Annotated in this window: 19 protein-coding genes and 1 tRNA gene; 12 read left to right on the top strand and 8 right to left on the bottom strand. The window is 67.4% G+C overall.

Annotated elements, in window-relative coordinates; translation table 11 throughout:
- Position 1 precedes the first annotated feature (1 nt).
- Genes thrC through lysA form a run of 3 tightly spaced genes read right to left on the bottom strand, consistent with a single transcriptional unit; the run spans position 2 to position 3,766 of the window.
- On the bottom strand, positions 2 to 1,090 hold the full coding sequence (thrC, locus tag HJ588_RS08355) for a threonine synthase (RefSeq protein ID WP_171153912.1): 1,089 nt from the start codon (positions 1,088 to 1,090) through the stop codon (positions 2 to 4).
- Entirely contained in the window at positions 1,090 to 2,391 is a 1,302-nt protein-coding gene (locus HJ588_RS08350) for a homoserine dehydrogenase (protein ID WP_171153910.1), read from the bottom strand. Before HJ588_RS08350 ends, thrC begins: the two co-directional genes overlap by 1 nt.
- Before the next feature lie 7 nt (positions 2,392 to 2,398).
- Complete coding sequence (gene lysA, locus HJ588_RS08345; protein ID WP_171153908.1) at positions 2,399 to 3,766, bottom strand: diaminopimelate decarboxylase; 1,368 nt, start codon at positions 3,764 to 3,766, stop codon at positions 2,399 to 2,401.
- A 126-nt stretch (positions 3,767 to 3,892) separates the two neighbouring features.
- Between lysA and HJ588_RS08340 the strand changes: the two genes are divergently transcribed.
- From HJ588_RS08340 to HJ588_RS08330, 3 genes are all read left to right on the top strand, one after another.
- Positions 3,893 to 3,964, top strand: a tRNA-Arg gene (locus HJ588_RS08340).
- 434 nt (positions 3,965 to 4,398) lie between these two features.
- Positions 4,399 to 7,245 (top strand): WD40/YVTN/BNR-like repeat-containing protein, encoded by a 2,847-nt coding sequence (locus HJ588_RS08335; protein WP_171153906.1) that lies wholly within the window; start codon positions 4,399 to 4,401, stop codon positions 7,243 to 7,245.
- Positions 7,246 to 7,500: 255 nt separating this feature from the next.
- Positions 7,501 to 7,941, top strand: a complete 441-nt coding sequence (locus tag HJ588_RS08330; protein ID WP_246241784.1) for an Hsp20/alpha crystallin family protein — start codon at positions 7,501 to 7,503, stop codon at positions 7,939 to 7,941.
- Between the two features lie 109 nt (positions 7,942 to 8,050).
- On the opposite strand, the gene HJ588_RS08325 is transcribed toward HJ588_RS08330, so the two are convergent.
- The 4 genes from HJ588_RS08325 to HJ588_RS08310 all read right to left on the bottom strand — a co-directional run bounded on the left by HJ588_RS08325 (position 8,051) and on the right by HJ588_RS08310 (position 12,265).
- A complete protein-coding gene (locus tag HJ588_RS08325; protein ID WP_171153901.1) occupies positions 8,051 to 9,100 on the bottom strand; it encodes a hemolysin family protein in 1,050 nt (349 codons plus the stop codon).
- On the bottom strand, positions 9,097 to 10,437 hold the full coding sequence (locus tag HJ588_RS08320) for a hemolysin family protein (protein WP_246241783.1): 1,341 nt from the start codon (positions 10,435 to 10,437) through the stop codon (positions 9,097 to 9,099). Before HJ588_RS08320 ends, HJ588_RS08325 begins: the two co-directional genes overlap by 4 nt.
- Positions 10,438 to 10,817: 380 nt before the next feature.
- Positions 10,818 to 11,411, bottom strand: a complete 594-nt coding sequence (locus HJ588_RS08315; protein WP_171153899.1) for a PadR family transcriptional regulator — start codon at positions 11,409 to 11,411, stop codon at positions 10,818 to 10,820.
- Positions 11,408 to 12,265: a DUF4097 family beta strand repeat-containing protein gene (locus HJ588_RS08310; protein ID WP_171153897.1), complete on the bottom strand. Its 858-nt coding sequence runs from the start codon at positions 12,263 to 12,265 to the stop codon at positions 11,408 to 11,410. The genes HJ588_RS08315 and HJ588_RS08310 overlap by 4 nt, the downstream gene beginning before the upstream one ends.
- A gap of 196 nt (positions 12,266 to 12,461) precedes the next feature.
- Between HJ588_RS08310 and HJ588_RS08305 the strand changes: the two genes are divergently transcribed.
- The 9 genes from HJ588_RS08305 to HJ588_RS08265 all read left to right on the top strand — a co-directional run bounded on the left by HJ588_RS08305 (position 12,462) and on the right by HJ588_RS08265 (position 24,765).
- A complete protein-coding gene (locus HJ588_RS08305; RefSeq protein ID WP_171153895.1) occupies positions 12,462 to 13,949 on the top strand; it encodes an exopolysaccharide biosynthesis polyprenyl glycosylphosphotransferase in 1,488 nt (495 codons plus the stop codon).
- 3 nt (positions 13,950 to 13,952) lie between these two features.
- The gene (locus tag HJ588_RS08300) at positions 13,953 to 15,302 is read left to right on the top strand and encodes a PqqD family peptide modification chaperone (protein ID WP_171153893.1); all 1,350 of its coding nucleotides are present in this window, start codon (positions 13,953 to 13,955) and stop codon (positions 15,300 to 15,302) included.
- 175 nt (positions 15,303 to 15,477) lie between these two features.
- Entirely contained in the window at positions 15,478 to 19,338 is a 3,861-nt protein-coding gene (locus HJ588_RS08295) for a multifunctional oxoglutarate decarboxylase/oxoglutarate dehydrogenase thiamine pyrophosphate-binding subunit/dihydrolipoyllysine-residue succinyltransferase subunit (protein WP_425483536.1), read from the top strand.
- A 192-nt stretch (positions 19,339 to 19,530) separates the two neighbouring features.
- On the top strand, positions 19,531 to 19,707 hold the full coding sequence (locus HJ588_RS08290; protein WP_171153891.1) for a DUF6104 family protein: 177 nt from the start codon (positions 19,531 to 19,533) through the stop codon (positions 19,705 to 19,707).
- An 11-nt stretch (positions 19,708 to 19,718) separates the two neighbouring features.
- On the top strand, positions 19,719 to 20,381 hold the full coding sequence (locus HJ588_RS08285; RefSeq protein WP_343036640.1) for a GDSL-type esterase/lipase family protein: 663 nt from the start codon (positions 19,719 to 19,721) through the stop codon (positions 20,379 to 20,381).
- A 43-nt stretch (positions 20,382 to 20,424) separates the two neighbouring features.
- Positions 20,425 to 20,745, top strand: coding sequence for a PqqD family protein (locus HJ588_RS20180; RefSeq protein ID WP_171153887.1), 321 nt, complete (start codon positions 20,425 to 20,427; stop codon positions 20,743 to 20,745).
- Positions 20,745 to 22,700, top strand: a complete 1,956-nt coding sequence (locus HJ588_RS08275; protein WP_171153885.1) for a glycosyltransferase — start codon at positions 20,745 to 20,747, stop codon at positions 22,698 to 22,700. Before HJ588_RS20180 ends, HJ588_RS08275 begins: the two co-directional genes overlap by 1 nt.
- Positions 22,697 to 23,725, top strand: a complete 1,029-nt coding sequence (locus HJ588_RS08270; protein ID WP_171153883.1) for a glycosyltransferase family 4 protein — start codon at positions 22,697 to 22,699, stop codon at positions 23,723 to 23,725. Before HJ588_RS08275 ends, HJ588_RS08270 begins: the two co-directional genes overlap by 4 nt.
- Positions 23,716 to 24,765: a polysaccharide pyruvyl transferase family protein gene (locus tag HJ588_RS08265; RefSeq protein ID WP_171153881.1), complete on the top strand. Its 1,050-nt coding sequence runs from the start codon at positions 23,716 to 23,718 to the stop codon at positions 24,763 to 24,765. The genes HJ588_RS08270 and HJ588_RS08265 overlap by 10 nt, the downstream gene beginning before the upstream one ends.
- Before the next feature lie 19 nt (positions 24,766 to 24,784).
- Here the strand turns inward: HJ588_RS08265 and HJ588_RS19965 are convergent, their stop codons facing one another.
- Positions 24,785 to 26,155, bottom strand: a complete 1,371-nt coding sequence (locus tag HJ588_RS19965) for an O-antigen ligase family protein (RefSeq protein WP_171153879.1) — start codon at positions 26,153 to 26,155, stop codon at positions 24,785 to 24,787.
- Positions 26,156 to 26,191: the final 36 nt, after the last annotated feature.

The raw sequence follows: 26,191 nt of genomic DNA, 5'->3' as shown, positions 1-26,191 counted from the left end.
TTCAGTCTTCGAGACCGAGGGCGCGGGCGGCGGTGACGGCGTCGACCGGGATGCGGGTCGGCTGCACGTCCTCGCCGTCGGCGTTGCGGAGCGCCCACTGCGGGTCCTTCAGCCCGTGGCCGGTCACCGTGCAGACGATGGTCGCGCCGGCCGGGATGTCGCCGCGCGCGTGCATCATCAGCAGGCCGGCGATGCTGGCGGCCGACCCGGGCTCGACGAAGATGCCCTCCCTGCTGGAGATGACGCGGTGCGCGTCGAGGATCTGCCGGTCGGTGACCGCGTCGATCAGCCCGGACGACTCGTCGCGTGCCGCGAGCGCCTGCCGCCAGGATGCCGGGTTGCCGATGCGGATCGCGGTGGCGACGGTGTCCGGCTCATCCACCGGGTGGCCCTTGACGATCGGTGCGGCCCCCTCGGCCTGGAAGCCCCACATCTGCGGCGCCTTGGTGGCGTGCCCGTCGGAATCCGCTGCGAGCGCTGCGGATTCGCGGTAGCCCTTCCAGTAGGCGGTGATGTTGCCGGCGTTGCCGACCGGCAGGCAGTGGATGTCGGGCGCGTCCCCGAGCACGTCGATGATCTCGAAGGCGGCGGTCTTCTGGCCCTCGATGCGGGCCGGGTTGACCGAGTTGACCAGCTCGACCGGGTAGGACTCGGCCACCTTGCGCGCCACGGTCAGGCAGTCGTCGAAACTGCCCTCGACCTGCAGCAGCTCGGCGCCGTGCGCGATCGCCTGCGCGAGCTTGCCCATCGCGATCTTGCCCTCGGGCACGAGGACGCCACACGTCATGCCGGCCTTGATGGCGTATGCCGCGGCCGACGCCGACGTGTTGCCGGTCGATGCGCAAATCACTGCCTTCGCACCGGATTTCGCGGCCATCGACATCGCGGCGGTCATGCCGCGGTCCTTGAACGAACCCGTCGGGTTGAGGCCTTCGTACTTCACGTAGACCTCTGCCCCGACCAGCTCGCTGAGATAGTCGGCGTGGATCAGCGGCGTGCCGCCCTCGCCGAGCGTGACGACGGGAGCGTCGCGCAACAACGGGAGACGGTCGGCATACTCGCGGATCACACCGCGCCACTGTTGGGCCATCACATACCTTCCACGCGCAGCACCGACGCGACCTCGTGCACGTCGTCGGCAGCCTGCAGTCCTTCGACCGTGCGGGCCAGCGCCGCATCGGTCGCCTGATGGGTCACGATCTGCAGCATCGCCAGGCCGTCCTCCGACCGGACGACCCCCTGACGCATGCTTTCGATCGAAACCCCTTGATTGCCAAACACATTCGCGACCCGCGCGAGGACCCCCGGCTGGTCCAGCACGTCCAGGCGGATGAAGTAGCTGGTGCGCGCCTGGTCGATCGGCAGGATCGGCAGGGCGGCGTATGCCGATTCCCCCGGCCCGCGACCGCCGTCGACCTTGTGCCGGGCCGCCTGGACCAGGTCGCCGAGCACCGCCGACGCCGTCGGCTGCGCACCGGCACCCTGGCCGTAGAACATCAGCTCCCCCGCGAGCTCGGTCTCGAGGAAGACCGCGTTGAACGCCTCGCGCACCGACGCGAGCGGATGCGACCGCGGCACCAGCGTCGGGTGCACGCGCGCGCTCACGCCGTCGGCGGTGCGCTCGCAGATCGCGAGCAGCTTGACCGTGCAGCCGATCTTGCGGGCGTCGCGGATGTCGTCGGCGGTGATGCCCATGATGCCTTCGCAGTGCACGTCACCGGTCGAGACGCGGGTGTGGAAGGCGAGGGAGGCGAGGATCGCGGCCTTGGCCTGCGCATCGTGGCCTTCGACGTCAGCTGTCGGGTCGGCCTCGGCATACCCGAGTTGTTGCGCCTCGGCGAGCACGTCGGCCAGGGCGGCTCCGGTGCGGTCCATCTTGTCGAGGATGAAGTTGGTGGTGCCGTTGACGATGCCCATCACCCGCTGCACCGAGTCGCCGGCGAGCGACTCGCGCAGCGGCCGCAGCAGCGGGATCGCGCCGGCGACCGACGCCTCGAACGACAGGTCCACACCGCGGGCGTCGGCTGCCTCGTAGAGCTGCGGGCCGTCGGCGCCGAGCAGCGCCTTGTTGGCGGTCACCACGCTCGCGCCGTGGTCGATGGCTCGCAGCAGCAGCGACCGGGCCGGCTCGATGCCGCCCATCAGCTCGACCACGAGGTCGGCCTTGGCCACCAGCGCCTCCGCGTCGGTGGTCAACAGGTCCTGCGGCACGCCCGACGCGGGGCGCGGCTTGTCGAGGTCGCGCACCGCGACGCCGATGAGTTCGAGCGGCGCGCCGACCCGGGCGGCCAGGTCCGACGCGTCGTCGACGAGCCGCCGGGCGACCGCACTGCCCACCACACCGCAACCGAGCAGGGCCACCTTCAACGGCTCTGCCATGTCCTTCGCCATGTTTTGACTACTCCCCCTCCAGGGCCAACAGGTCGTCGATCGTCTCGCGTCGCAGCCAGGTGCGCACGTCGCCGTCGACCACCGCGAGCACGGGCGGCCGGGGGACGTGGTTGTACTGGCTGGCGAGTGACCGGCAGTAGGCGCCGGTCGCCGCGACCGCGAGCAGGTCGCCGGGTGCGGTGTCCGCGGGCAGCTGCGCCTCCCGGACCACGATGTCCCCCGACTCGCAGTGTTTGCCGACCACGCGGGCCAGCAGATCAGTGTTGCCACCGGCCCGATTGGCAAGCGCCGCAGCGTAATCGGCCTGATAGAGCGCCGGCCGCGGGTTGTCGCTCATGCCGCCGTCGACGGAGACGTAGGTGCGCACCAGGGTGTCGGTGGCCTGCACCGGCTTGACCGTGCCCACCTCGTAGAGCGTGATGCCGGCAGGGCCGACGATGGCGCGACCGGGCTCGATGGAGACCCGCGGGACCGGCATACCGGCCTCGGCGCAGGCGTCGCGGACGATCGCGGCGAGCCGGCCGGCCATCTGCGCCTCGGTGAGCGGGGTGTCGCTCGGGAGGTAGGCGATGCCGAAACCGCCGCCGAGGTCGAGCTCCGGCAGCGTGACACCCTGGTCGCGGGCCACCTGCAGCTGCAGGGTGATCAGCCGCTGCGCGGCGACCGCGAAGCCGTCGGACTCGAAGATCTGGGAGCCGATGTGGGAGTGAAAACCGAGCAGTTCCAACGCATCCGGGCGGGCGAGCACCCGCGCCGCCGCCTCGGCAACCTCCCCACCGTCGAGCGAGAAGCCGAACTTCTGGTCCTCGTGCGCGGTCGCGATGAACTCGTGGGTGTGCGCCTCCACGCCGGTCTTGACCCGCAGCATCACCCTGGCCCGGATGCCCCGCTGCTCGGCGGACGCCGCGACCCGGTCGATCTCGTCGAAGGAGTCGACGATGATGCGGCCGACGCCGTAGTCGAGCGCCGCGTCGATCTCGGCGACCGACTTGTTGTTGCCGTGCATCCCGATGCGGTCGCCCGGGAAGCCGGCCTTCGCCGCGACCGCGAGCTCGCCGCCGGTGCAGACGTCGAGGTTGAGCTGCTCGGCGTCGAGCAGCCGGACCAGCGGGGTCGCGAGGAACGCCTTGCCCGCGTAGAACACGTCGCACCGGGTGCCGATCGCGGCGAACGCGGCAGCGAACTCGTCCCGGAAGCTGCGCGCGCGGGTCAGCAGGTCCTCGACATCGATCAGGTATGCCGGTGTCCCATAGTCCGCGGCCAGCTCCGTCAGCGGACGGCCGCGCAGCGCGAGCGCGCCGTCGGCGTCGCGGGTGAGGCCCGCGGGCCACACGTCGGCCGCGGTCGCCTGCTGCAGGTCGGGGCTGGAAGTCACGGGCGACACGATACGGCGGGGCGACCTGCGTCATGGCGGGTCGTCCGGCGGATGGGCGGCCGGGCCTCGCCGATTCGGAGCGGGGGCCCGGCGGCTGATAACGTGGCTCAGCGCGGTTCGCCGCACGCCCCCGTAGCTCAGGGGATAGAGCACCGCCCTCCGGAGGCGGGAGCGCAGGTTCGAATCCTGCCGGGGGTACGAAAAAATGATCCAGCAGCTTGCTGCTGGATCATTTTTTCGTACCCCCGGGCAGAAGTAACAGGCGGCTCGCACGACCGAGGAACGAGGTCGGACGAGGCGCCGACGGGGGCGCATCCAGCAGCTTGCGGCTGGTTTTTTTGTACCCCCGGCAGAAGTAACAGGCGGCTCGCACGACCGAGGAACGAGGTCGGACGAGGCGCCGACGGGGGTACGAAACCCCAGCTTTGTGGCGGTACCGCAACCCAGCCGGCATACAGCAACCACCCGAGCAACAAGCAGCGTTTTCCCAGGTCAGCGCCCTCCCCGCGCGACCTCGTCGCAGTTGAACACCCAGCAAGGTCGTAACGGCCCCATCGGACCCATCGCGGTCCTACGCTTCGGTCGCTGCTTACCCCCGAGCAGCAATTTCGGATGTCCCCTGGAGGTCTGTTGTGACCGCGTCCAATCCTGAGTCCCCCAAGCCTGAGAACGCCACGCCGCCCAAGCGCCGCCCCCGCCGCACCACCCGGACCGCGCTGATCGCCGGCGGAGCCGCGCTCGCGCTCGTCGCCGCGGGCGGCGTCACCGTCGTCGCCGTGGGCGGCCCGGAGAAGGTGAAGGAAGCGCTGGGTGGCGAGCACGACGGCGGCGGCGAGAGCCTGCACGAGTTTGCCAAGGAGCACAAGAAGATCAACCGGCACTCGCAGGCGCTGTCGGTGATCATGGAGAAGAAGGACGGCGGCAGCGGCGAGGTCGTGAGCGGCCCCAACCAGGAGACCTACGAGAACCAGGCGTTCCCGCGCACGACCATCGCCGCAGCGCAGAGCAACGCCAGCCGCGCGCAGTTCCAGGCGATCGCGCGGAACGGCAACGGTGCCCCTCCCGGGCTCGGCGTCTGGACGCTGCTGCCCAACACCACCGGCACCGTGCCCGCCGAGGTCACCTACACCGGCAAGCCAAGCCAGGTGAGCGGCCGCACCACGTCGGTGGTCATCGACCCGAACGGCAAAACCGCCTACATCGGCTCGGCGGGCGGCGGCGTGTGGAAGACCGACGACATCACCGCGGCCACGCCCAACTGGCACCCGGTGAGCGACAGCCTGCCGAGCCAGGCGATCGGCACCCTCACCCTCTCCGGTGGGGTGCTGTATGCCGGCACCGGCGAACCCAACGGCTCCTCCGACAGCGAGGCGGGCGTCGGCCTGTTCAAGTCCACCGACGGCGGCTCGACGTGGTCGGAGGTCAAGGGCTTCCACCAGTACGGCCAGGACCGCAGCGTCGCGACGGTCGCGGTCGACCCGACCAACAGCGAGCACCTGCTGGTCGGCACCCAGGTCGGCCGGCACGGCTCGTCGTCGGTGAACGGCGGCCGTTACACCCCGCCGGGCGCACCGCCGGTCGGCCTCTTCGAGTCCACCGACGGCGGCGCGACCTGGACGCAGGTCATCAAGGAGCAGCAGGACGCGGTCAACCCGGCGTCGGCCAACGGCAACGACTTCTTCCGGGGCGGTGTCACCAAGGTCGAGTTCGACCCGAACGACCCGAAGGTCACCTACGCCAGCGTGAGCGACTACGGCCTCTACCGGCGCGCGGCGGGCGACACGGCATACAGCAGGATCTACACGATCAGCACGCCCGGCTCGCTCACCACCTCACCGAGCAGCCGCATCGAGTTCGACGCGACGAGCGTCGGCGGCAAGACGCGCATCTACCTCGGTGACGCGACGCGCTACAAGAGCTCGGTGGCCGGGCTGTTGCGCACCGACGACGCGCAGGCCGCGACGCCGGCGTGGACCGAGCTGAGCTCGCCCGACAAGACCAGCACCGGTTACGACAGCTACAACTTCTGTCAGGGCCAGTGCAGCTACGACATGGTGGTCACCACGCCGAAGGGCCAGCCGAACACCGTGGCGCTGTCGGGTTCGATGAACTACGACGAGATCTTCACCGCGCACCAGCCGAGCAACGGCCGGGCGATCGTGCGCTCGACCAACGCCGGCGTGTCCTTCACCGACATGACCAACGACGTGTCGAACAACGGTCTGCACCCCGACCAGCACGGGTTTGCGTTCTTCCCGAACAACCCGAACAGCTGGGTGGCGACCGACGACGGCGGTGTCACGGTGGAGAGCGGCCCGTTCGTCGACAAGTCGGCCGACTGCAACACGCGCGGTCTCGGCGCCACCGACCTGGCCAACTGCAAGCGCTGGCTGAGCGCGATCCCGACCAGCAACCGGCAGGTCAACCAGGGACTGCAAACCCTTCAGTACCAGTCGATTTCGACTCAGGGCGGCATCGTCCAGGGCGGCACGCAGGACAACGGCACGTGGGAGTCGGACTACCCCGGCGGGTGGGCCGAGACGGTCGGCGGCGACGGCGGCAACTCCGCCATCAACCCGGCGAACACCAACATCCGCTTCCACACCTACTACAACCCGCAGATGGACGTGAACTTCCACGGCTCCAGCGCGACCGGGTGGGACTGGATCGCCGACCCGCTGCTGGCGAGTGGCGAGTCGTCGTCGTTCTACATCCCGGTGGAGGCCGACAAGACCGCCCCGGGCACCGTGTATGCCGGTCTGCAGCACGTCTTCCGCACGACCGACAACGGCGGCAACCAGGCCGACCTGGACAAGCACTGCAACGAGCAGACCGGCGACTTCACCATCACCTGTGGTGACTTCGTGCCGCTCGGCGGGGCGAAGGGCGACCTGTCCGGGTCGGCATACGGCGCGGACAACGCCGGCGCCGGCAACTACGTGGTGAGCGTCGTGCACGCCCAGCGCAAGACCAACGTCATGTGGGCGGCGACGCGCCGCGGCCGGCTGTTCATCAGCGAGAACGCCAATGCGGCCGACGCGAACGCGGTCAGCTACACGCGGCTGGACAAGACCGCAATTGGTGACGCGCTGCCGACGCGCTTCATCTCCGGCATCTCGCTCGACCCCGCCAACCCGTATCACGCGATCGTCAGCTACAGCGGCTACTCGGCGTATGCCGCGGGCGGTCACGTCTACGACGTCACCTACAACCCGGCGACCAAGACGATCACCAGCAAGGACATCTCGTCCGACCTGGGCGACCAGCCGGTGACCGGGGTGCAGCGCGACTGGCGGACCGGTGCGATCTACATCGGCACCGACTTCGGCGTGCTCACCCGGCCGGCGGGCGGCACGTCGTGGATGGCGACGCCGGCGATGCCGCAGGTGGCCGTCTACGGGCTGACGCTCGACGACTCGGGCAAGCGGCTGTATGCCGCCACCCACGGCCGCGGCGTCTACGTCAACCGGATCAACTGATCCACCGGTGGGGCCCCGCGGTGCGGGGCCCCACTCCCGCACCTGGGAAATGGCAGCAGAGCGGAGCAGCCTTCCCGACATCGGCCGGCAACGAGCTCTTGGCACTCCCTGGGCAAGAGTGCTAATTTTGGTGGCGTAGGAATTCGTAGTCGGTTGCCTCCGGGTGACCTGGTAGGCAGCCCATGATCGTTGGAGGTTGCTATGCGCTCTGACTCGATTTCTGATCTCGACGCTCTCGCCCGCAACCTGTTGGGTATGCGAGACGGCTCGGCCCGATCACCCCAGTTCATGCCCATCGACCTCTACCGGGTGGAGGACCATTACGTCCTCCACGCCGACCTGCCCGGCATGGACCCCGGAAGCATCGACGTCAACGTCGACCGCGGCGTGCTGACTCTCACCGCTCACCGCACACCCCCACCCGAACACGACGTGCAGTGGCTGGCCAGCGAACGGTTCGCCGGCGTCTACCGTCGCCAAGTCAGCCTCGGCGACGAGATCGACACCGAGCGGATCGAGGCCAGCTATGACAACGGGGTCCTCAACCTGACCATCCCGTTGCACGAGCGCGCCAAGCCCCGGCGCATCCAGGTTGCGCACTCATCAACCGGTGACCAACGTGTGGTCACCTCCACCACGACACCGCAGACGCCGGAGAGAGGAGGCGACCACCAGCAAGCCACCGATGCCAGCTGACACATCTCGCTGACAGCCGGGCTAGCGGTGGGCGATACCGTTCCTCGTCCTCTCGTGGGAGCGGACGCCACCGCTGCCCGGCCCTCCCCTTTCTGCCATGTGCGGGCGGTCACGGTCCGCTCTCCACCCAGGGCCGTCGCTGGGTCGCGTCGCTGACCTCGCCGACCAGTTCCTCGAGCACGTCCTCCAGGAAGACGACCCCGAGCACCGCGTCGTCGGCGTCGACGACGCGCGCCAGGTGGGCGCCGCTGCGCTGCATGGTGAGCAGCACGTCCTCGACCTCGTCGTCGGGTGCGACGGTCGCGAGTCGGCGGATGCGGCGCGGGGGCACCGGCTCGCTGTAGGCCTCGTCGGTCGCATAGAGCACGTCCTTGAGGTGCACGTAACCGGCGATCACGCCGGTGCGGTCGAGCACCGGGAAGCGGGAGAAGCCACGCTTGGCGACGAGTCGCTCGACGTCCTCGGGGGTCGCGCCGACGTGCAGGGTGACCAGCTCGTCGAGGGGTACGGCGACGTCGGCCGCGACCCGGTCGGAAAACTCCAGGGCGCCCTGCACGCGCGCCGACTGCTCCTCCTGGAGCAGTCCCTCGCGCTGTGACTCGGCGACGATCAGCTCGACCTCTTCGGCCGAAAACGTCGACGTGGCTTCATCTTTCGGCTCCACGCCGAGTCGGCGTACGGCGAATTTCGCGATCGCCTCGACGGCGCGGATGAGCGGCCGCAGCACCTTGGTGACCCACAGCAGGGCGGGCGCGAGCAGCAGTGCGGCGCGGTCGGGCCCGGCAATGGCGAGGTTCTTGGGCACCATCTCGCCGACCACCACGTGCAGATAGGCGACGATCAGCAGGGCCAGCAGCAGGGCGATCGCGGCCACCGCGCCATGCGGCAGGCCGACCGCCTCGAGCGCCGGCTCCAGCAGGTGCTCCAGCGCCTGCTCGGCGACCGCACCAAGCAGCACCGAGCAGACCGTGATGCCGAGCTGCGCACAGGCCAGCAACGACGAAACGTTCTCCAGCGCCTCAAGACTCAGCCGCGCTCGCCGCGAGCCAGCAGCGGCCAGCGGCTCCAGCTGCGAGCGCCGCGCCGCCATGACGGAAAACTCGGCGCCGACGAAGAACGCGTTGCCGAGCAGGAAGAGCAGGGCCAGCCAGAGACTCATCGGCTCGCCTCCGCTCGCTCGTCGGCAGGTATGACGGGCAGGATCCGCACCCGGTCGACCCGCCGGCCGTCCATCGACACCACGCGCAACCGCCACCCGTCGAGGTCGACCTCGTCGCCGACGCGCGGCACGCGGCCGACCGCGGCCATCACGAAGCCGCCGAGCGTCTCGTAGTAGTTACCCTCGGGCACGGTCGCGCCGATGCGGTCGCGCACCTCGTCGGGGCGCCACATGCCGGGCACCGTCCAGGAGCCGTCGGGCAGCAGCCGGCTCGGGTCGGCAACCGGGTCGTGCTCGTCGCTGACCTCGCCGACGATCTCCTCGATGACGTCCTCGAGGGTGACGACGCCGGAGGTGCCGCCATACTCGTCGACGACGATGGCAAGCTGAAAACCGCTGGCGCGCAACAAGATCAGCAGCGGGTCGAGCTTGATGGTCTCGGGCACGAAGACCGGTTTGATCATCAGCGCGGTGACCGGCACCTCGGCGCGGCGGTCCTGCGGCACCGCGATCGCCTTCTTGACGTGCACGACGCCGACGACGTCGTCCCAGTCGTCGTCGATCACCGGGAAGCGGGAGTGCCCGGTCTCGCGGGCCAGCTCGACCACGTCGGCGGCGGACGCGCCGCGCTCGACGTAGACCGAGCGCACGCGCGGGCTCATCACGTCGGCGGCGGTGCGTTCGCCGAAGTGCAGTGACCGGGTGAGCAGCCGGGCGGTGCCCTCCTCGAGCGTGCCGGCCTCGGCGGAGCGTCGCACCATCGAGGACAGCTCCTGCGGGGTGCGCGCGGCCGACAGCTCCTCCTGCGGCTCGATGCCGAAGAGCCGCACGATCGCGTTGGCGGAGCCGTTGAGCACGAGGATCAGCGGCTTGACCACGACGGAGAAGATGCGGACCGGGCCGGCGACGATCTTGGCGACCGGCAGCGGCGCGGAGATGCCGAGGAACTGCGGGATCAGCTCGCCGAAGACCATCGAGAAGAGCGTGGCGATGACCAGGGCCGCCAGCGTGCTGACCGCGGTCGCGCCGTCCTCGGAGAGCCCGGCCGCCTGCAGTGGCGACTCGAGGATCGCGCCCAGTGACGGTTCGACGAGGTAGCCCAGCACCAGGGTGGTGAGGGTGATGCCGACCTGCGCCGCGGACAGCTGGGTCGACAGGCGTCGCAACGACCCGAGCACGACCCCGGCCCGGGAGTCGCCTGCGTCATACGCGCGCTGGACGGAGGGCCGGTCGAGCGCGACGAGGCTGAACTCGGCGGCGACGAACAGCGCCGTGCCGACCGTCAGCGCCACACCGGCCAGGACGAGGATCCATTGCACCCACATATCGGCGCCCATGGTGACACGAACTCGGCGGATCGCTGGTCTCGATACGCGGCTCGTCCCTCGCCGCTACTCGACCAGCAACCCTGAGCTGGTCGAGTAGGCGGCATGAGCTGGCCGAGTAGGCGGCATGAGTTGGTCGAGTAGGCGAGCCCCCAGGGGCGAGCCGTATCGAGACCCCCAACAATCGGCGCTGGTCTCGATACGCGGCTCGTCCCTCGCCGCTACTCGACCAGCAAGCCTGAGTTGGTCGAGTAGGCGGCATGAGTTGGTCGAGTAGGCGAGCCCCCAGGGGCGAGCCGTATCGAGACCCCCCACCAATCCGGCGCTGGTCTCGATACGCGGCTCGTTCCTCGCCGCTACTCGACCAGCGGCCTCTCCCCCGACCAGCGGGCTCAGCGGCGGCCGAGCTCGTCGATCAGGCGTTGCGCGTCCCGGATCACCTGGAGCACGTCGGCCTTGAGGTCGTCGGTCGCCTGCTTGGCGCGATAGACCTTGCGGGCGCGCTGCCGCAGGGTGTTGATCGCCCGTTCGAAGTCGGCGTCGTCGGCCTTGCCCGACCCGGACCAGTCGCCCCAGCCAGAGATGGGGGTGGCGGTGCGCCGGGCCTCCTGCGCGGCCGCCTTAAGCTCGGCGCGCAGGTCGGCCGCCTCACCCTTGACCCGCGAGCGCACCTCGTCGGCGAGTTGCGCCACCGAACGGTCGAGGTCCTGCTCCAGATCGCCGAGATCGCCCTGACGAGAGTCGATTTCGGCCCTGCCGGCGTCGGTGAGCGTGTAGGTCGCCTTGCGTCCGTCGTCGCTGCGCCGGACCAGTCCGTCTTCCTCCAGCTTCGCCAGCCGCGGATAGACGGTGCCGGCGCTCGGGGTGTAGAGACCGTTGAAGCGCTGCTCCAGGTCACGCATGATCTCGTAGCCGTGCCGCGGCCCTTCGGCGAGCAGCGCGAGCAGGTAGAGCCGCAGCTGACCGTGCGCGAAGACCGGGCTCATGCCGAGCCGTCCTTGGCCAGCTCCGGGCCGGCGGTCGCTGCGGACCGAAGGACGACGACGTCCCCCGACACCGACGACGCCTTCAGCCGCAGCGACTCGTCTCCCTCGGAGGCCTCGCCCCCGCGTTTGCCGGGTTTGCCGCCGAGCGCCACCCCGTCGACGATCGCGGCGCCGCTCATCGTGGACACCCGCACCCGGTAGCCGCCGCCCGCGGGCAGACGCACCGTGACGTCACCGGAGACCGAGTTGGAGTCGATGTTGGTGCGAGCCTGCGTGAGGTCCAGCGTGATGTCCCCCGAGACGCCGTTGAGCTTGACGGGGTCCAGCGCGCTGCGGTGCACCGTCATACTCCCGGAGACGGTGTTGACCTTGAGGGTGCCGCGCAGGTCGTGCCCCTCGAAGACCCCGGACACCCCGTTGACGTCGATGTCGCCGACCAGGTCGTCGGCGGTGATGTCGCCGGAGACGGTGTTGAGCTTCGTCGCGGCGTGTATGCCGGAGACGACCGCATCGGCGCTCACGGTGCTGACACTGGCCCTCGCGTCCTGCGGGATCGACACCGAGACGCGCGCTCGCGCCTTCTGGGTGACGCCGCCGCCCAGGCTCTTCAGAGTCTCCCAGAGGCTCTGTCCCTCGGCCTTCACGTGCGCCACCTTGACCGTGCTGCCGTCCCAGCTGACCTCGAGCGGCGGGCCGACGACCTCGTGGATCTCGACCCGCGCGGTGGGCGAGTCGTCGTGGGTCACCACGTCGACGTGCCCGCCGACCAGGCCGATCGTCAGCGCCCTGACGCGTTCGCCCTCGCCGCCGACGTCCAGCGTCCTCGGCTCACTGATCTGCCACTTCTCGGTCATGCCGACCCCTCGCTCGATTCATCCGTGTTCCGCGTGCTCCGTAGTTCGCGACATATCGCGTATAAACACGCTATATCGTGAATTTCCCGGCTGTCAACCGGAGCCGCCGCGCAGGGCCCGCGAACTGCTATCGTTTCCCGCCGGTAAGGGGAGTCTGCGTCGGGTCATGCGACGCATCGCGGAGGGGAGGCCACGCGTGGCCCTCACGATCTCGTCGCGCGACTCGATCCCGGCCGATCGCGTCAAACCGGCAACCGTATGGCGGCGCGAACTCCAGCGCGCGACAGCCCTTCTCGACTTCTCGATGATCGTCCTCGCGATAGCGGTCGCACTGGTCGTGCGGTTCGGCAACGTCGTCGACGTGGCGGTCAGGGGCTTCAGCTCGGTCGACTACACGGTCCTGTCGGCGGTGCTCTGCGCCTCCTGGGTGGCGAGTCTGCATCTCAACCAGGCCTACAAGCCGGAGCTCTTCGGCATCGGCACCGAGGAATACCGGCGCATCGGCAAGGCGACCTTCGGCGTCTTCGGCGCACTCGCGATCATCGCCCTGCTCGCCAAGCTCGACCTGGCCCGCGGCTACCTCGCGATCGCTTTCCCCCTGGGCCTGGTGCTGCTGCTCGTCGAGCGCGCGCTGGTGCGCCAGTGGATCGTCCGGCGCCGCGCGGGTGGCGACTACGCCGAGCGGGCGCTGATCGTCGGCGCACCGGCCGAGGTGCGTCACGCCGCGGCCGCCATCCGGCGCAACCCGTCGGCCGGCTACGTCACGACCGCGGTCGCGGTCGCGAGCGACGTCGGCGACACCTTCCGTCTCGACTCTCTCGACCCCCGGGACGACGAGGACGTGGTGCCCAACCTCGGCACGATCGCCGACATCCCGGCGGCCATCGAAAACGTCGACGTGCTGATCATCGCCGGCCAGGCGACGATCGGCGCCAAGGAGTTGCGCTCGATCGGCTGGCAGTTGGAGGGCACCCAGACCAAGCTGGCCCTCGCCAGCTCGATGACCGACGTCGCGGGCCCGCGCATCCACCGGCGCCCGGTCGAGGGCCCGCCGCTGATGAACGTCGAGTCGCCCAGTTACACCGGCTGGAAGTTTGCGGTGAAGCGCTGCATGGACGTCGTGCTCAGCGGCGCCGCGATCCTCGTGCTCTCCCCTGTCTTCGTCGTCATCGCGGCGTGCATCTATTTCAACGACCGCGGCCCGATCCTCTTCCGGCAGACCCGCGTCGGCGTCAACGGCCGGCTCTTCAAGATGTCGAAGTTCCGCTCGATGGTGGTGGACGCGGAGCGGCTGCGCGCCGACCTGGTGGCCGACGACCCCGACGGCGTGCTCTTCAAGATGCGCGACGACCCGCGCATCACCAAGGTCGGCCGCTTCCTGCGCGGCTACTCGCTCGACGAGCTGCCGCAGCTGTTCGACGTGCTGCTCGGTCACATGTCGCTGGTCGGTCCGCGGCCGCCGCTGCCGGACGAGGTGCGACGCTACGAGTCCCACGTGCACCGGCGCCTCAACGTCAAGCCCGGCGTCACCGGCCCCTGGCAGGTGGGCGGCCGCTCCAACCTGACCTGGGCCGAGAGCGTGCAGAAGGACCTCTATTACGTCGAGAACTGGTCGGTGATCGGCGACATCTCGATCCTGCTGCGCACCGTCGGCGTCGTGCTCAAGCGCGACGGGGCGCACTGACCGGTGACCGATCACGTCAGGGTGCCGACGGCGAGCGCGGTCAATCTCGCGCATGCCCTGTGCCAGGCGGTCGCCGACGACCTCGGGGTGCGGGTCCTCTTCCTCAAGGGCCCGATCGCATCGCTGCAGGGGCTGCGCGAGAAGGGCCGGGTCTCCGGCGACGTCGACGTGCTCTGCCGCCCCCGCGATCAGGACGCCTTCGTCGCGGCTCTCGCCGCGCGCGGCTGGCGGGCTCGTCCGCTCTCCACGGCGGCCCGTGAGTTCGTCACGCATTCGGTGACGGTGCTGCACGACGAGTGGCCGTGCGACATCGACGTGCACGTGCGGTTTCCCGGATTCTTCGCCGACCCCGACACGGTCTTCGAGGCGCTCTGGCGCGATCGGGAGTGCCACCAGGTCGCCGCCGTCGACCTCGACGCTCCGTCGCGGCTGGCACAGTGGCTCGTCCTGTTGCTGCACGGACTGCGCTCCCCCGACCTGCCGCGCAACGCCGCCGAGGTCGACGCGGCCCACCGCAGCTTCCGGGACGAGCTGACCGACAGCGAGCGCTCCACCCTGCTCGCCCTGGTCGACGAGACGGGCGCGACGGAGGTCACCGCGGATTTCTTCCGTGGCCTCGGAGTGCCGCGCCCGGCGCGGGCAACTCCCTCGCCGGACCTCGCGCTCTGGCGACTGCAGGCCGCACCGAGCCGCACCGAGAGCTGGATGCTGTTGTTGATGGAGGCGCACGGCTGGTCCCGCCTGCACATCCTGGCGCGGGCGCTGGTCCCGGCACGGGAGGAGCTGGTGGCCGATCACCCGGAGGCAACGGACGGCGGCGGTGCGTTGCTTCGCGCTTACGCCCGCAGACTGCGGCGTGCCGCCGCGCTCGCTCCCCGCGCGTTGCTGAACGTCGCGCGCTCCTATCGCGACGTCCGGGCCGGCCACCGGGAGACCGGGCAACCGGCAGGTACGCCGCCGGAGCCCACGGCTGCGACCGGCGCGGAGGAGCCGATCGCGCAGGCGACCGGCGCGACGGACGCACGGGACACGTCGTCCGGTGCGAGCGCCGAGCCGCGGACCCATCCCCGCTTCGCCGTGGACCGGGCACCGGCCGACCCGACCGAGCAGGAAACCACGGCGACCACGGACGTCTACGTGCTGCCGCTCGCGCCGGGCGGCGTGCAGGTGCCGCTCGCACTCCAGGGCACTGCGGCGGCGCTCTGGACCATCATCGAGGACGTCGGCATGGACATCGACGCGGTCACCGACGTGGCCGAACAATGGTGGGATGTCCCGCGCGCCACGCTCCGTCACGACGTGGCAGCGTTCCTCGACACGATCAACGGCGCGGGCCGGACATCGCGCTTATAGCACAACCTCTGACCAGGTGCGTGCGGCCGGGCGCCCGCGCGTTACCCTGAGAAGTACCGGAAAGCCCCGTGCCCACCGGCTCATATTCGGCTTGTTGACCTTATGAAAGAGGCGCATTCGCGTGTCATCCCAGTCGCCGGACCCACTCGCGACATTCGGACCCAATGAATGGTTGGTGGACGAGCTCTACGAGCAGTACCGCCAGGACAAGAACTCCGTCGACAAGGCGTGGTGGAGCTTCTTCGAGGACTACAAGCCGTCGACGCCGGAGGGCCCCGGCAACGGACACGCCGAGGCGGCCGCCAACGGCAGCAACGGCGCGGCCGCGCCGAGCGCGTCGACACCCCAGCAGAGCGCGCCGGCAACCCAGCAGAGCGCCCCGGAGCAGTCGCAGTCGAAGCAGCAGCAGAAGCAGCCGTCCGCCGCGTCCGCGGACGTGAGCCAGCCCAAGGGCGGCACGCCGCAGGCCCCGGCTGCCGAGTACGTCGGCCAGGACCCGACCGACCACCAGCCGCGTCATGCCGCGCCACTGGACCCGAAGGAGGCCGAGGCGTCATACACCCGCCCGATCTCCCGGGACGCCGGCAAGCCGTCGGTGCCCGAGGTCGCGCCGGCCGAGGACGAGACGGTGCCGCTGCGCGGCGTCGCCGCCCGCATCGTGTCCAACATGGAGGCGAGCCTGGAGGTGCCGACCGCGACCAGCGTGCGCGCGGTGCCGGCCAAGCTGCTGATCGACAACCGGATCGTCATCAACAACCACCTGTCCCGCAGCCGCGGCGGCAAGGTCAGCTTCACGCACCTGATCGGCTACGCGATCCTCAAGGCGCTGGCGCTGATCCCGGAGATGAACTACGCGCTCGGCGAGGACGAGAAGGGCAAGCCGACGCTGGTCAAGCCGGGCCACGTCGGTTTCGGTCTGGCCATCGACCTGGCCAAGCCGGACGGCAGCCGCACCCTGGTCGTGCCCAGCATCAAGGGCGCCGAGGAGATGGACTTCGCGCAGTTCTGGACCGCCTACGAGGACATGGTCCGCAAGGCGCGCAACAACAAGCTGGCGATCGAGGACTACGCCGGCACGACGATCAGCCTGACCAACCCGGGCGGCATCGGCACCGTGCACTCGGTCCCCCGCCTGATGAACGGCCAGGGCGCGATCATCGGAGTCGGCGCGCTCGAATACCCGGCCGAGTGGCAGGGCGCGAGCACCGACACCCTCAACAAGAACGCCGTTAGCAAGATCATCACGCTGACCTCCACCTACGACCACCGCATCATCCAGGGCGCGGTGTCCGGTGAGTTCCTGCGCGTCGTGCACCGGCTGCTGCTCGGCGAGGACGGCTTCTACGACGAGATCTTCCAGTCGCTCAAGATCCCCTACGAGCCGATCCGCTGGGTGCAGGACATCGACGTCAGCCACGACGACGACATCAACAAGGTCGCCCGCGTGCAGGAGCTGATCCACGCCTACCGGGTGCGCGGTCACCTGATGGCCGACACCGACCCGCTCGAATACAAGCAGCGGCGCCACCCCGACCTCGACGTCACCAACCACGGGCTGACCCTGTGGGACCTCGATCGCACCTTCCCGACCGGCGGGTTCGGCGGCGAGCCGTTCCTGAAGCTGCGGCAGATCCTCGGCATCCTGCGCGACGCCTACTGCCGCTCGATCGGCATCGAGTACATGCACATCCAGGACCCCGAGCAGCGGGCCTGGATCCAGGGCAAGGTCGAGCGCGGCTACGAGAAGCAGAGCAGCGCCGAGCAGCTGCGCATCCTGCGCCGGCTCAACGCGGCGGAGGCCTTCGAGACCTTCCTGCAGACCAAGTATGTCGGGCAGAAGCGCTTCTCGCTCGAAGGTGGCGAGTCGGTCATCGCGATGCTCGACCGCATCATCTCCGAGGCCGCCAACGACGGCATGGAGGAAGTCGCGATCGGTATGCCGCACCGCGGCCGCCTCAATGTGCTCGCCAACATCGCCGGCAAGTCCTACGGGCAGATCTTCAACGAGTTCGAGGGCAAGCAGGACCCGAAGTCGGTGCAGGGCTCCGGCGACGTGAAGTATCACCTCGGCACCGAGGGCACGTTCACCTCCGACGAGGGCAACACCACCAGCGTCTACCTGGCGGCCAACCCCTCCCACCTGGAGGCGGTCGACCCGGTGCTGGAGGGCATTGCCCGCGCCAAGCAGGACCGCATCAACCTCGCGGGCACGGCCTTCACCGTGCTGCCGATCCTGATGCACGGTGACGCGGCGTTCGCCGGCCAGGGCATCGTGGCCGAGACGCTCAACCTGTCGCAGCTGCGCGGCTACCGCACCGGCGGCACGATCCACATCGTGGTGAACAACCAGGTGGGCTTCACGACCGCACCGTCGCAGAGCCGCAGTTCGACATACAGCACCGACGTCGCCCGGATGATCCAGGCTCCGATCTTCCACGTCAACGGGGACGACCCGGAGGCGTGTGTCGGGGTCGCGGAGCTGGCCTACGAATACCGGCAGAAGTTCAACCGGGACGTGGTCATCGACCTGATCTGCTACCGCCGCCGCGGTCACAACGAGGGCGACGACCCGTCGATGACGCAGCCGATGATGTACAAGCTCATCGAGGCCAAGCGCAGCGTCCGCAAGCTCTACACCGAGGCGCTGATCGGTCGTGGCGACATCACGACTGAGGAGGCCGAGGCCGCGCTGAAGGACTACCAGGCGCAGCTGGAGCGGGTCTTCGCCGAGACCAAGGCCGCCAAGCAGGACGCCGCGACAGCATCCCCGAGCGAAGCCTCGGCCGGCACCGACGCCGAGGGCCACGGCGGCCTGGAGCGGCCGTCCGCGCAGGAGCAGGACGACGCCCGCGCCGACGGCAGCGGCCTCGACACCGCGATCAGCGCCGACGCGTTGCACCGGATCGGACAGACCTGGGTCAACCCGCCCGAGGGCTTCACCGTGCACCCGAAGCTCGCCAAGCTCATGGAGCGGCGCGCGGAGATGGTGCAGCAGGGCGGCATCGACTGGGCGATGGGCGAGCTGCTCGCGTTCGGGTCGCTGCTGATGGAGGGCACCCCGGTGCGCCTCGCCGGTCAGGACAGCCGCCGCGGCACGTTCGTGCAGCGGCACTCGGTGCTGATCGACCACAAGAATGGCAACGAGTGGACGCCGCTGCGTTATCTCACGCCGGACCAGGCGTGGTTCTGGGTCTACGACTCGCTGCTATCGGAGTATGCCGCGATGGGCTTCGAGTACGGCTACTCCGTGGAGCGGCCGGACGCCCTCGTGCTCTGGGAGGCGCAGTTCGGTGACTTCGCCGACGGCGCGCAGACGATCATCGACGAGTTCATCAGCTCCTCGGAGCAGAAGTGGACCCAGCGGTCGTCGGTCGTGCTGCTGCTCCCCCACGGCTACGAGGGGCAGGGTGCCGACCACTCGTCGGCGCGCATCGAGCGCTTCCTGCAGCTCTTCGCCGAGGACAACATGACGATCGCCTACCCGTCGACCCCGGCGAGCTACTTCCACCTGCTGCGCCGGCAGGCCGCGGCGCGTCCGCGCAAGCCGCTGATCGTCTTCACCCCGAAGCAGCTGCTGCGCCTCAAGGCCGCGACCTCCAACCCGGAGGACTTCACGCAGGGCAAGTTCCGTCCGGTGATGGCCGACCACCAGTCGCCGAAGCCGGAGGACGTGACCCGTGTGCTGCTCGCCTCGTCGCGGGTGGTCTACGACCTGGAGGCCGAGCGGGAGAAGCGCGGCGACGGCCAGACCGCGATCGTGCGGGTCGAGCAGCTCGCGCCGATCCCCGCGCAGGAGATCGCCGACGAGCTGGCGAAGTATCCGCACGCGGAGGTTGTCTGGGTGCAGGACGAGCCGAAGAACCAGGGCGCGTGGCCCTTCATGGCGCTCAACCTGCCCGAGCAGCTGGCAGCGCTCGGCGAGCACCGTCCGCTGCGGGTGGTGTCGCGCCCCGCGGCCGCCGCCCCGGCGACCGGCTCATCGAAGCGGCACCAGGCGCAGAACGCCGAGCTGATGAAGCAGGCCTTCGACCGCTGATCGCTCAGCCGCGAGTCGGGCCGCACCCGCGCACCGGGTGCGGTCCGCTTGCTCGGGCTGGTCGAGTAGGCGGATCTGGCTGGTTGAGTAGGCCGGAGCGCTTCATCTGGCTGGTTGAGTAGGCCGGAGCGCTAGCGGAGGCCGTATCGAAACCAGCCCACCTCACGACGATCACCCCGGAAGGACACCCGCATGTATTTCACCGATCGCGGGATCGAGGAGCTCGCCGCTCGCCGCGGCGACGAGGACGTCACGCTCGGCTGGCTGGCCGACCAGCTGCGCACCTTCGTCGACCTCAACCCCGACTTCGAGGTGCCTGTGGAGCGACTCGCGACCTGGCTTGCCCGGCTCGACGACGAGGATGAGTGAGAATGTCGTCCGTGACCTACCCGCACGAAGGCAGCGAACCCGACTTCAGCCCCAGCGCCAGCTTCCAGGTCGCCGAGGGCAACCGCCACGTCGGCCTGTGCTTCGTCGGAGACTCGTTTGTCGCCGGCCTCGGTGACCCGAAGGCACTCGGCTGGGTCTCGCGCGTCGTCGCCCGCACCCCGCACGCCGGTGTCGACCTGGCGAGCTACAACCTCGGGGTGCGCGGCCAGAGCTCGACCGACGTGCTCGGTCGCTGGCAGCAGGAGGCCGAGCTGCGCTGGGCACACCCGGTCAACGAACGCCGCCTGGTCATCGGCTTTGGCCTCAACGACATCGCGCAGGGCATGACGACCGCGCGGTCCCGCCTCAACCTGGCCAACATCCTGGACGACGCCTCCAGCGCCGCCATCTCGACGTATGTCGTGGGTCCCGCACCTACCGTCGACCCGGAGACCAACGACCGCCTCCAGGTGCTGGTCGACGCCCAGGCCGATGTCTGCTCACGCCGCGGCGTCACGTATGTCGACTGTTTCCGCCCGCTGCTCGGTCACGACCAGTGGCACGCGGACCTTGCCTCCGGCGACGGAATCCACCCCGGCCAGGCCGGCTACGGCCTCATCGCGTGGCTCGTGCTACACGCCGGCTGGCAGAGCTGGCTGCGCCTCGACAGCTGAACCTGATCGCCTCCGGCAGAACGGCTCCGACTATTCTCATAGCGTGCCCGAGTCCGTCACGGTTGAGCCGAGTGTGTCAGTGCGCCGAGCGCCGGACACCATTGCACTCCCGTCGGTCGAAGCGGACCATTTACTACTTTTGGGGACCGGGGAGGTTCCGATCGTGCTCCGCGATAGTGCCTTGGCCATCTGGGGTCTCACGGAGACCCCAACAACACCGCGAGACATCGCGCTTCAAGTGTCGGAGCTATACACCATCGACGCAACAGAGGCAATTGCGCAGGTGTCAGGTTTCCTCGCCGAGTTGATCGGGCATGGCTTACTCGTGGTGGACCGACCATTCCAGAGCGGCGCCACCTCCTGATGACTGCATCGGAGGCGACCACCCGTCTAGGTGTTACTGACGCCGTACTGCTTGCGCACGCGATGGCCGCTCGCCTTGCACATCAAAATGAAATCCGAGTGCTCTTCGTGAAGGGTCCGCTCGCAGCACGTCAAGGAGTTCGAGATCGCCTGGCATCAGGCGACGCGGATGTGCTTGTCGAACCCAATTCATACAAGCAGTTTCTCGGCCTGCTCATGGACAAGGGGTGGAGAGAGCGACCAGCGCGCGAGGCACCCCGATTTTTCAACCTGCACTCGACCTCGCTGTTTCATCCGCAGTGGCCATGTGACATCGACGTCCATCACGAGTATCCGGGGTTGTTCGCACCAATCGAGCAGACCTTCGACGTGCTCTGGAGCAGGCGTGACAACCACCTCATCGGCGGGGTTCAGGTACCCACGCCTCGGGCAATCGACATGGCGGTCATCGTCGCCGCACACAGCGGCCGCAACTCGGCTGACCCACGAAGCGCCGCCGAGCTCTCACAGGTCGCGGCTTACGCGCGGGCGTGCCCAGAGCGAATCGATGAACTGTTGTCAGCCGCGGTCGAATTCAGAGCAGTCTCGGCGCTTTCCCCACTCTGGAGTCGCTTGGAGATCGAATCACCCGAACCTGATCTCACGCCCGCCGAGGCGGAGGCTTGGACACTCTTGACCCGCGGGCCCGCTAACTCAACGGCGTTTCATTGGCTGGTAGCATTTCGGCGCGCATCCCTCACGGGCAAGCTGAAAATTCTAATGGCCCTCGCTATTGACATCGTCCGCAACCCGGACATCGGAGTCCCTCCAGGAAACAATCCGAGCCGGATCAGCCGATTGCGCCATGGCTGGAAGACGCTCAAACGCATGGAGAAAAATTCTGCCTCATCGACTCCTGCGAATACGCAGCGAACGATTCTACATGTGACGGAGTGTTACGCCGGGGGCGTTCGACGCGCGATTGACATGATTGCCTCAACAAGCGGCGACACCCACCACTTGTTTTGGAATGACCCGGACGGGGAGATCATCGACATCCCCAAATGGTTCTCGAGCGAACGCCGTATGCCACAGGGGCAGCTTTCGCGGATACGTGCGACCCGGAGAGCAATACGTGAGATCCAGCCGGATATCATTCACGCGCACTCAAGCTGGGCCGGCGCCTACACCCGCATCCTGCCAGCATCGGCGCCCATAATCTACGAGCCGCACAGCTACAAATTCGACGACTCCGCCCTTAGCGGGCTCATGCAGTTCATCTTTCGTTGTGCCGAACGCCTACTTCTTCTCAATACAGAGATGACAGTTGTGTTGTCCCCTCACGAGGAAGCACTGACCCGCAGGCTGTCGCCACGCGCTGCCACGGTCCGCCTGCCGAACGCGCCAAGTCTCGGCCCAGTGGCCAGAGGCGAGCCCGCCCCTGGCCCGGAGGACCGCACTCCGACACACGTGCTCATGGTCGGGAGGGCAGTCCCACAGAAGGACCCCGAATTCTTCGCCTCCGTCGCCCAACTCGTGCGAAGTACACGCCCGGACATTAGGTTTAGGTGGCTCGGTGCAGGTCCGACCAGCGCCATCGACGCGCTGACGGCGTCAGGTGTTGAGGTGTCCGGGTGGCTCACATCCGAGGAACTGGAGCGAGAACTTACCTCCCACCCCGCCATCTACCTGCACACGGCGAAATATGAAGGCTTCCCAATCAGCGTTCTCGACGCCGCCTCGGTCGGCCTGCCGTTACTGGTCCGGTCGATTGACGCGTTTGACGGGGTGCCGCTTGATCGAGCAGGAACTACGCCTGCCGAGGCAGCGTCTGCCGTGGTGCGTTTGGTTGACGACAAAGAGAGGCGCCTGGCGGCATGCGCGAGAGGGGCACGCCTCCTTGAGGAAATGAATCCTCACCGTCAGCGCAAGTTGATATCAGAACTCTATCTCTCCATAGGAGCCCAGCCGCGATGAAGGTGCTCTTCCCTGAGCGAATACTGAAGCGTCACGTCGGCGGAAACACCACGTACACTCGCGAAATCGCGTCCCGAATCGAACGGGAAGGCGTAGAAGTCTCGACCATCCCGTCCGCGAGCCATCCCGTCCTGACCATGGCCAGAGAGTCGACGTACGGGATACGCGCTCGAGCCGACACAATTATCCATTTCTCCGCAGACACTGGCGCCCTGTTTCCTGTGCGGCGGTCTATAGCCACGGTCCATGGCGTTGCGAGCCGGTGGATCGATGTCGCCCGCACGCCGCGTCAGGAGTGGATATGGCGCACCAGAGTCCAGCGCAATATCCGTAGCACGACTGCGCTGATCACGGTTTCTGAGTCCGCCGCAGACGATGTCAGTAGCGTCTTTCACGTGGATCGGGAATCTATCCACGTAATTCCTCACGGGATCGATGTCCGGGCCTTCGACGGCCGACACAAGTTAAGCACCGAGGTTGCGGACAAAATACCCTCAGAATTCGTCCTCTACGTAGGCAACATCGAGCCGCGCAAGAACCTAAGTCCGCTCATTCAGGCCTTTAGTGGAAGTTTATTGAGGTCGCTCGGGATTCCACTCGTTATCGCCGGGAAACCTGCATGGAATTACGACTCAACCATGCGCGCAATAACAAGTTCGCAAGACGTAATATATTTGGGCTTCGTATCCGACGAAGACCGCGCCGCCCTCATGCAAGAATGCACGCTATTTGCGTTTCCGAGCCTATATGAGGGTTTTGGGTTTCCTGTTCTCGAGGCAATGGCGGCCGGCGCGCCGGTGGCGACGAGCCGACGAGGCTCGCTCGCGGAGGTTGCGGGGCCCTCGTGGCAACTCGATGAGCTAACCGCCGAGTCTCTGGAAATGGAAATCGTGTCGGCGCTCAACGACAGGTCATGGCGATCTGAAGCCCCAAACGAGGGCAGAGCCTGGGCGAGCCAGTTCAGCTGGGACCGGAGTGTCGAGGCTCATATGCGCGTCTACCGTCAGGTCTTGCGATGCGAGTAGTTCTTCTCCACGCCTACAGCGCGACGAATGCTGGCGACGGACTGCTTGTCGAAGAAGCGCTCGACCTCATCGACGAGGCCTTACCAGGTAGTTCGGTGACAGTAGCCGCTCAGCACCCCGAGACCTTCCCCGCCCGGCCTGGCGTCGAGATTATTGACGCCGGCTTCTCAAAGCGAGGACCGGGACGCGACCTCGCCAGGCTTCTATGCACTCTCGGCGACTATGACCTGATCGTGGGCGTCGGAGGCGGCTATCTACGGTCACGCGACTGTCTCGAGGGACTAAAGACCGTATTTGCACACGGTCCGCAACTGATTGCTGCCAGCCGTAGCAAGCGACCGACTTTCTACCTGCCCCAGAGCGTCGGTCCACTGAACGGCGGGTCGCGGGCTCTATTTATCCCGCCGATGCGGCGGCTTCGTTCGGTCTTCCTGCGCGACGACCGCAGCGTTACCGAGAGCGGCTTGGACAACGCGGTGCGGTTTCCGGACATGGCACTACTGACCCGCTCCTACGCCCCGCGCGACGGACGGATCGTTGATCCACGGCCTGTCCTGTCTGTGCGCAAAGTCCATGGAAAGTCTGTCGCGGCACTGCGCACTCTTGCGACGAGGTTCAACTCTTTCGACGGCTATGTCCAGAGCACGGGAGCGGGCAACGACGACAGCGCTGCTGTCGCCGAACTCGGGCCAGAACAGATCATCCCTCGCGACCTCATCATGGCCAGATCAGGGCCCCGTCGCGTCGTAGTGGCTGTCAGGCTGCACGCCGCGCTCATGGCGATAAACGCTGGACACTACGTCGTGCATCTTGCATATGAACGAAAAGGCTTTGGTGCGTTTGAAGATCTCGGACTTCCCGAGTATGTGCACAACGTATCTTCTTTCGACGTTCAAGCAGTTAAGGACCAAGTCGTGGCGTTGCTCTCGGACGCCCCGGTACGGGCCGACTATGACGCCAAAATCACCGCATCTAGGACTGCCCTGGCAAAACGTCGGGACAGCCTGGTTAAGTTACTGCGCGAAAGCGTAGACCGTTGATATAAATTGAGATTTGCTTCTAATCGGACGTGCGCGCTACGAAGATGCCTTGGTGCCAGGGGGCGCGAGGTGCCGCCTTCTGAAACGCAAGCGCGGCCACGAAAGCCAGCGAATACCAAATGGTTAAGGTAGTCCATGATGGCGTCGCGTTCAACATCACCGCGACAGCGGCAACAATCGCAACAGTCAGCGGATCAACTGTGGTGGCTTGGCGGAACGAGAACCACAGGACGAGCGCGAGGAACGCGAGTCCGAGAAGGCCCAGCTCTGCACCCACCTGCAAGTACGCATTCTCGACGATGAAACGGCTTTTTCCCGTGAAATATGACACCGGGAGTTGAGCGTCACCGATGTACTGCTGGAACCAAACCCCGAACCGCCCGGGGCCAACGCCGACCACTGGATGGTGCTCGATCATTCGGAAGGCGATATCAGCCTTCGTTGACCGGACATCCGCAGATGCGGTGACATCCGCATTTTGTGCAGATCCCCCGCCAAGCTTCTGAATCTGGTACAGCATGAAGCCGCGCGCCGGTGCAACCATGAGAAGCCCGGCAACGGTAACCAACGCAGTCACCATAATTCGGAATCGCCATCTGGCATTAGCCATGAATATCGCCGACGCAGCTATCCCAGCTGCCAACCCGACGACGGCACCGGTCGATTGAGAGTATGCAAGACACGCCAAAGCCGCAGCAACTGGCAACTTCCTACCAGATCGAACAGCCACGAAGAGTGCTACAACCGCATAGAACCCTAGATAATTTCCTTCAAAAAAGGTGCCGTTTCGCGGCACCGGCGCCCCGTACGCTCCCCCGACCACCAATTCGAAGCCAAACTGTCGCATTGCCGCCAAATTGTTTGACTTGAACAGTATATACTGAAGAAGGCACCCTGCCGCGGCCACATATATGGAGACGACAAACATGCGCTGAAACAACTTCCACGGAAGTTTTGCGAGGCGAATCCATGCGGCTATGACCAAAAGCCCGTAGAAAAGATACGAGACGAGATCTGCTGTAACAGACCGAGTGAAGCCCGAATAAGGCCCGGGGGGTATATCACCGGTATACGCCCAAGCAGTAGCCAGGACAACCGTCACGCCCAAGCCGACGACAGCGAAATAAATGCCACGCGGGATCCTGGGGCCACGCCAGTATCCCGCAGGAGCACGCAATATTCCGGTCGCAACGGCAAAGATCAACAGTATCTCGGTGGGCTTCAATGGAAATCCCACGTCGACAGTGAATGCCTTCTGTAGCGGCAGTGCAGCCACAGAGAGCGCCAAGAGGCGATCGCTCAGACTGATCCGCCCTACGCTGGCCTGCTCGACGGGGTCTTCCGAGGCCGCGTCGCGGCGGCTCGCCACCGCGGCGGCATTCGTCTGCACGGCAACGTACAGTAACGCATCCTGGAGGCGGCCTCC

The sequence above is a fragment of the Flexivirga aerilata genome (assembly GCF_013002715.1).
Classification (GTDB): Bacteria; Actinomycetota; Actinomycetes; order Actinomycetales; family Dermatophilaceae; genus Flexivirga; species Flexivirga aerilata.
Note: the sequence above shows the minus strand (reverse complement) of the source record. Positions and strands in the feature narration are given on the sequence as shown.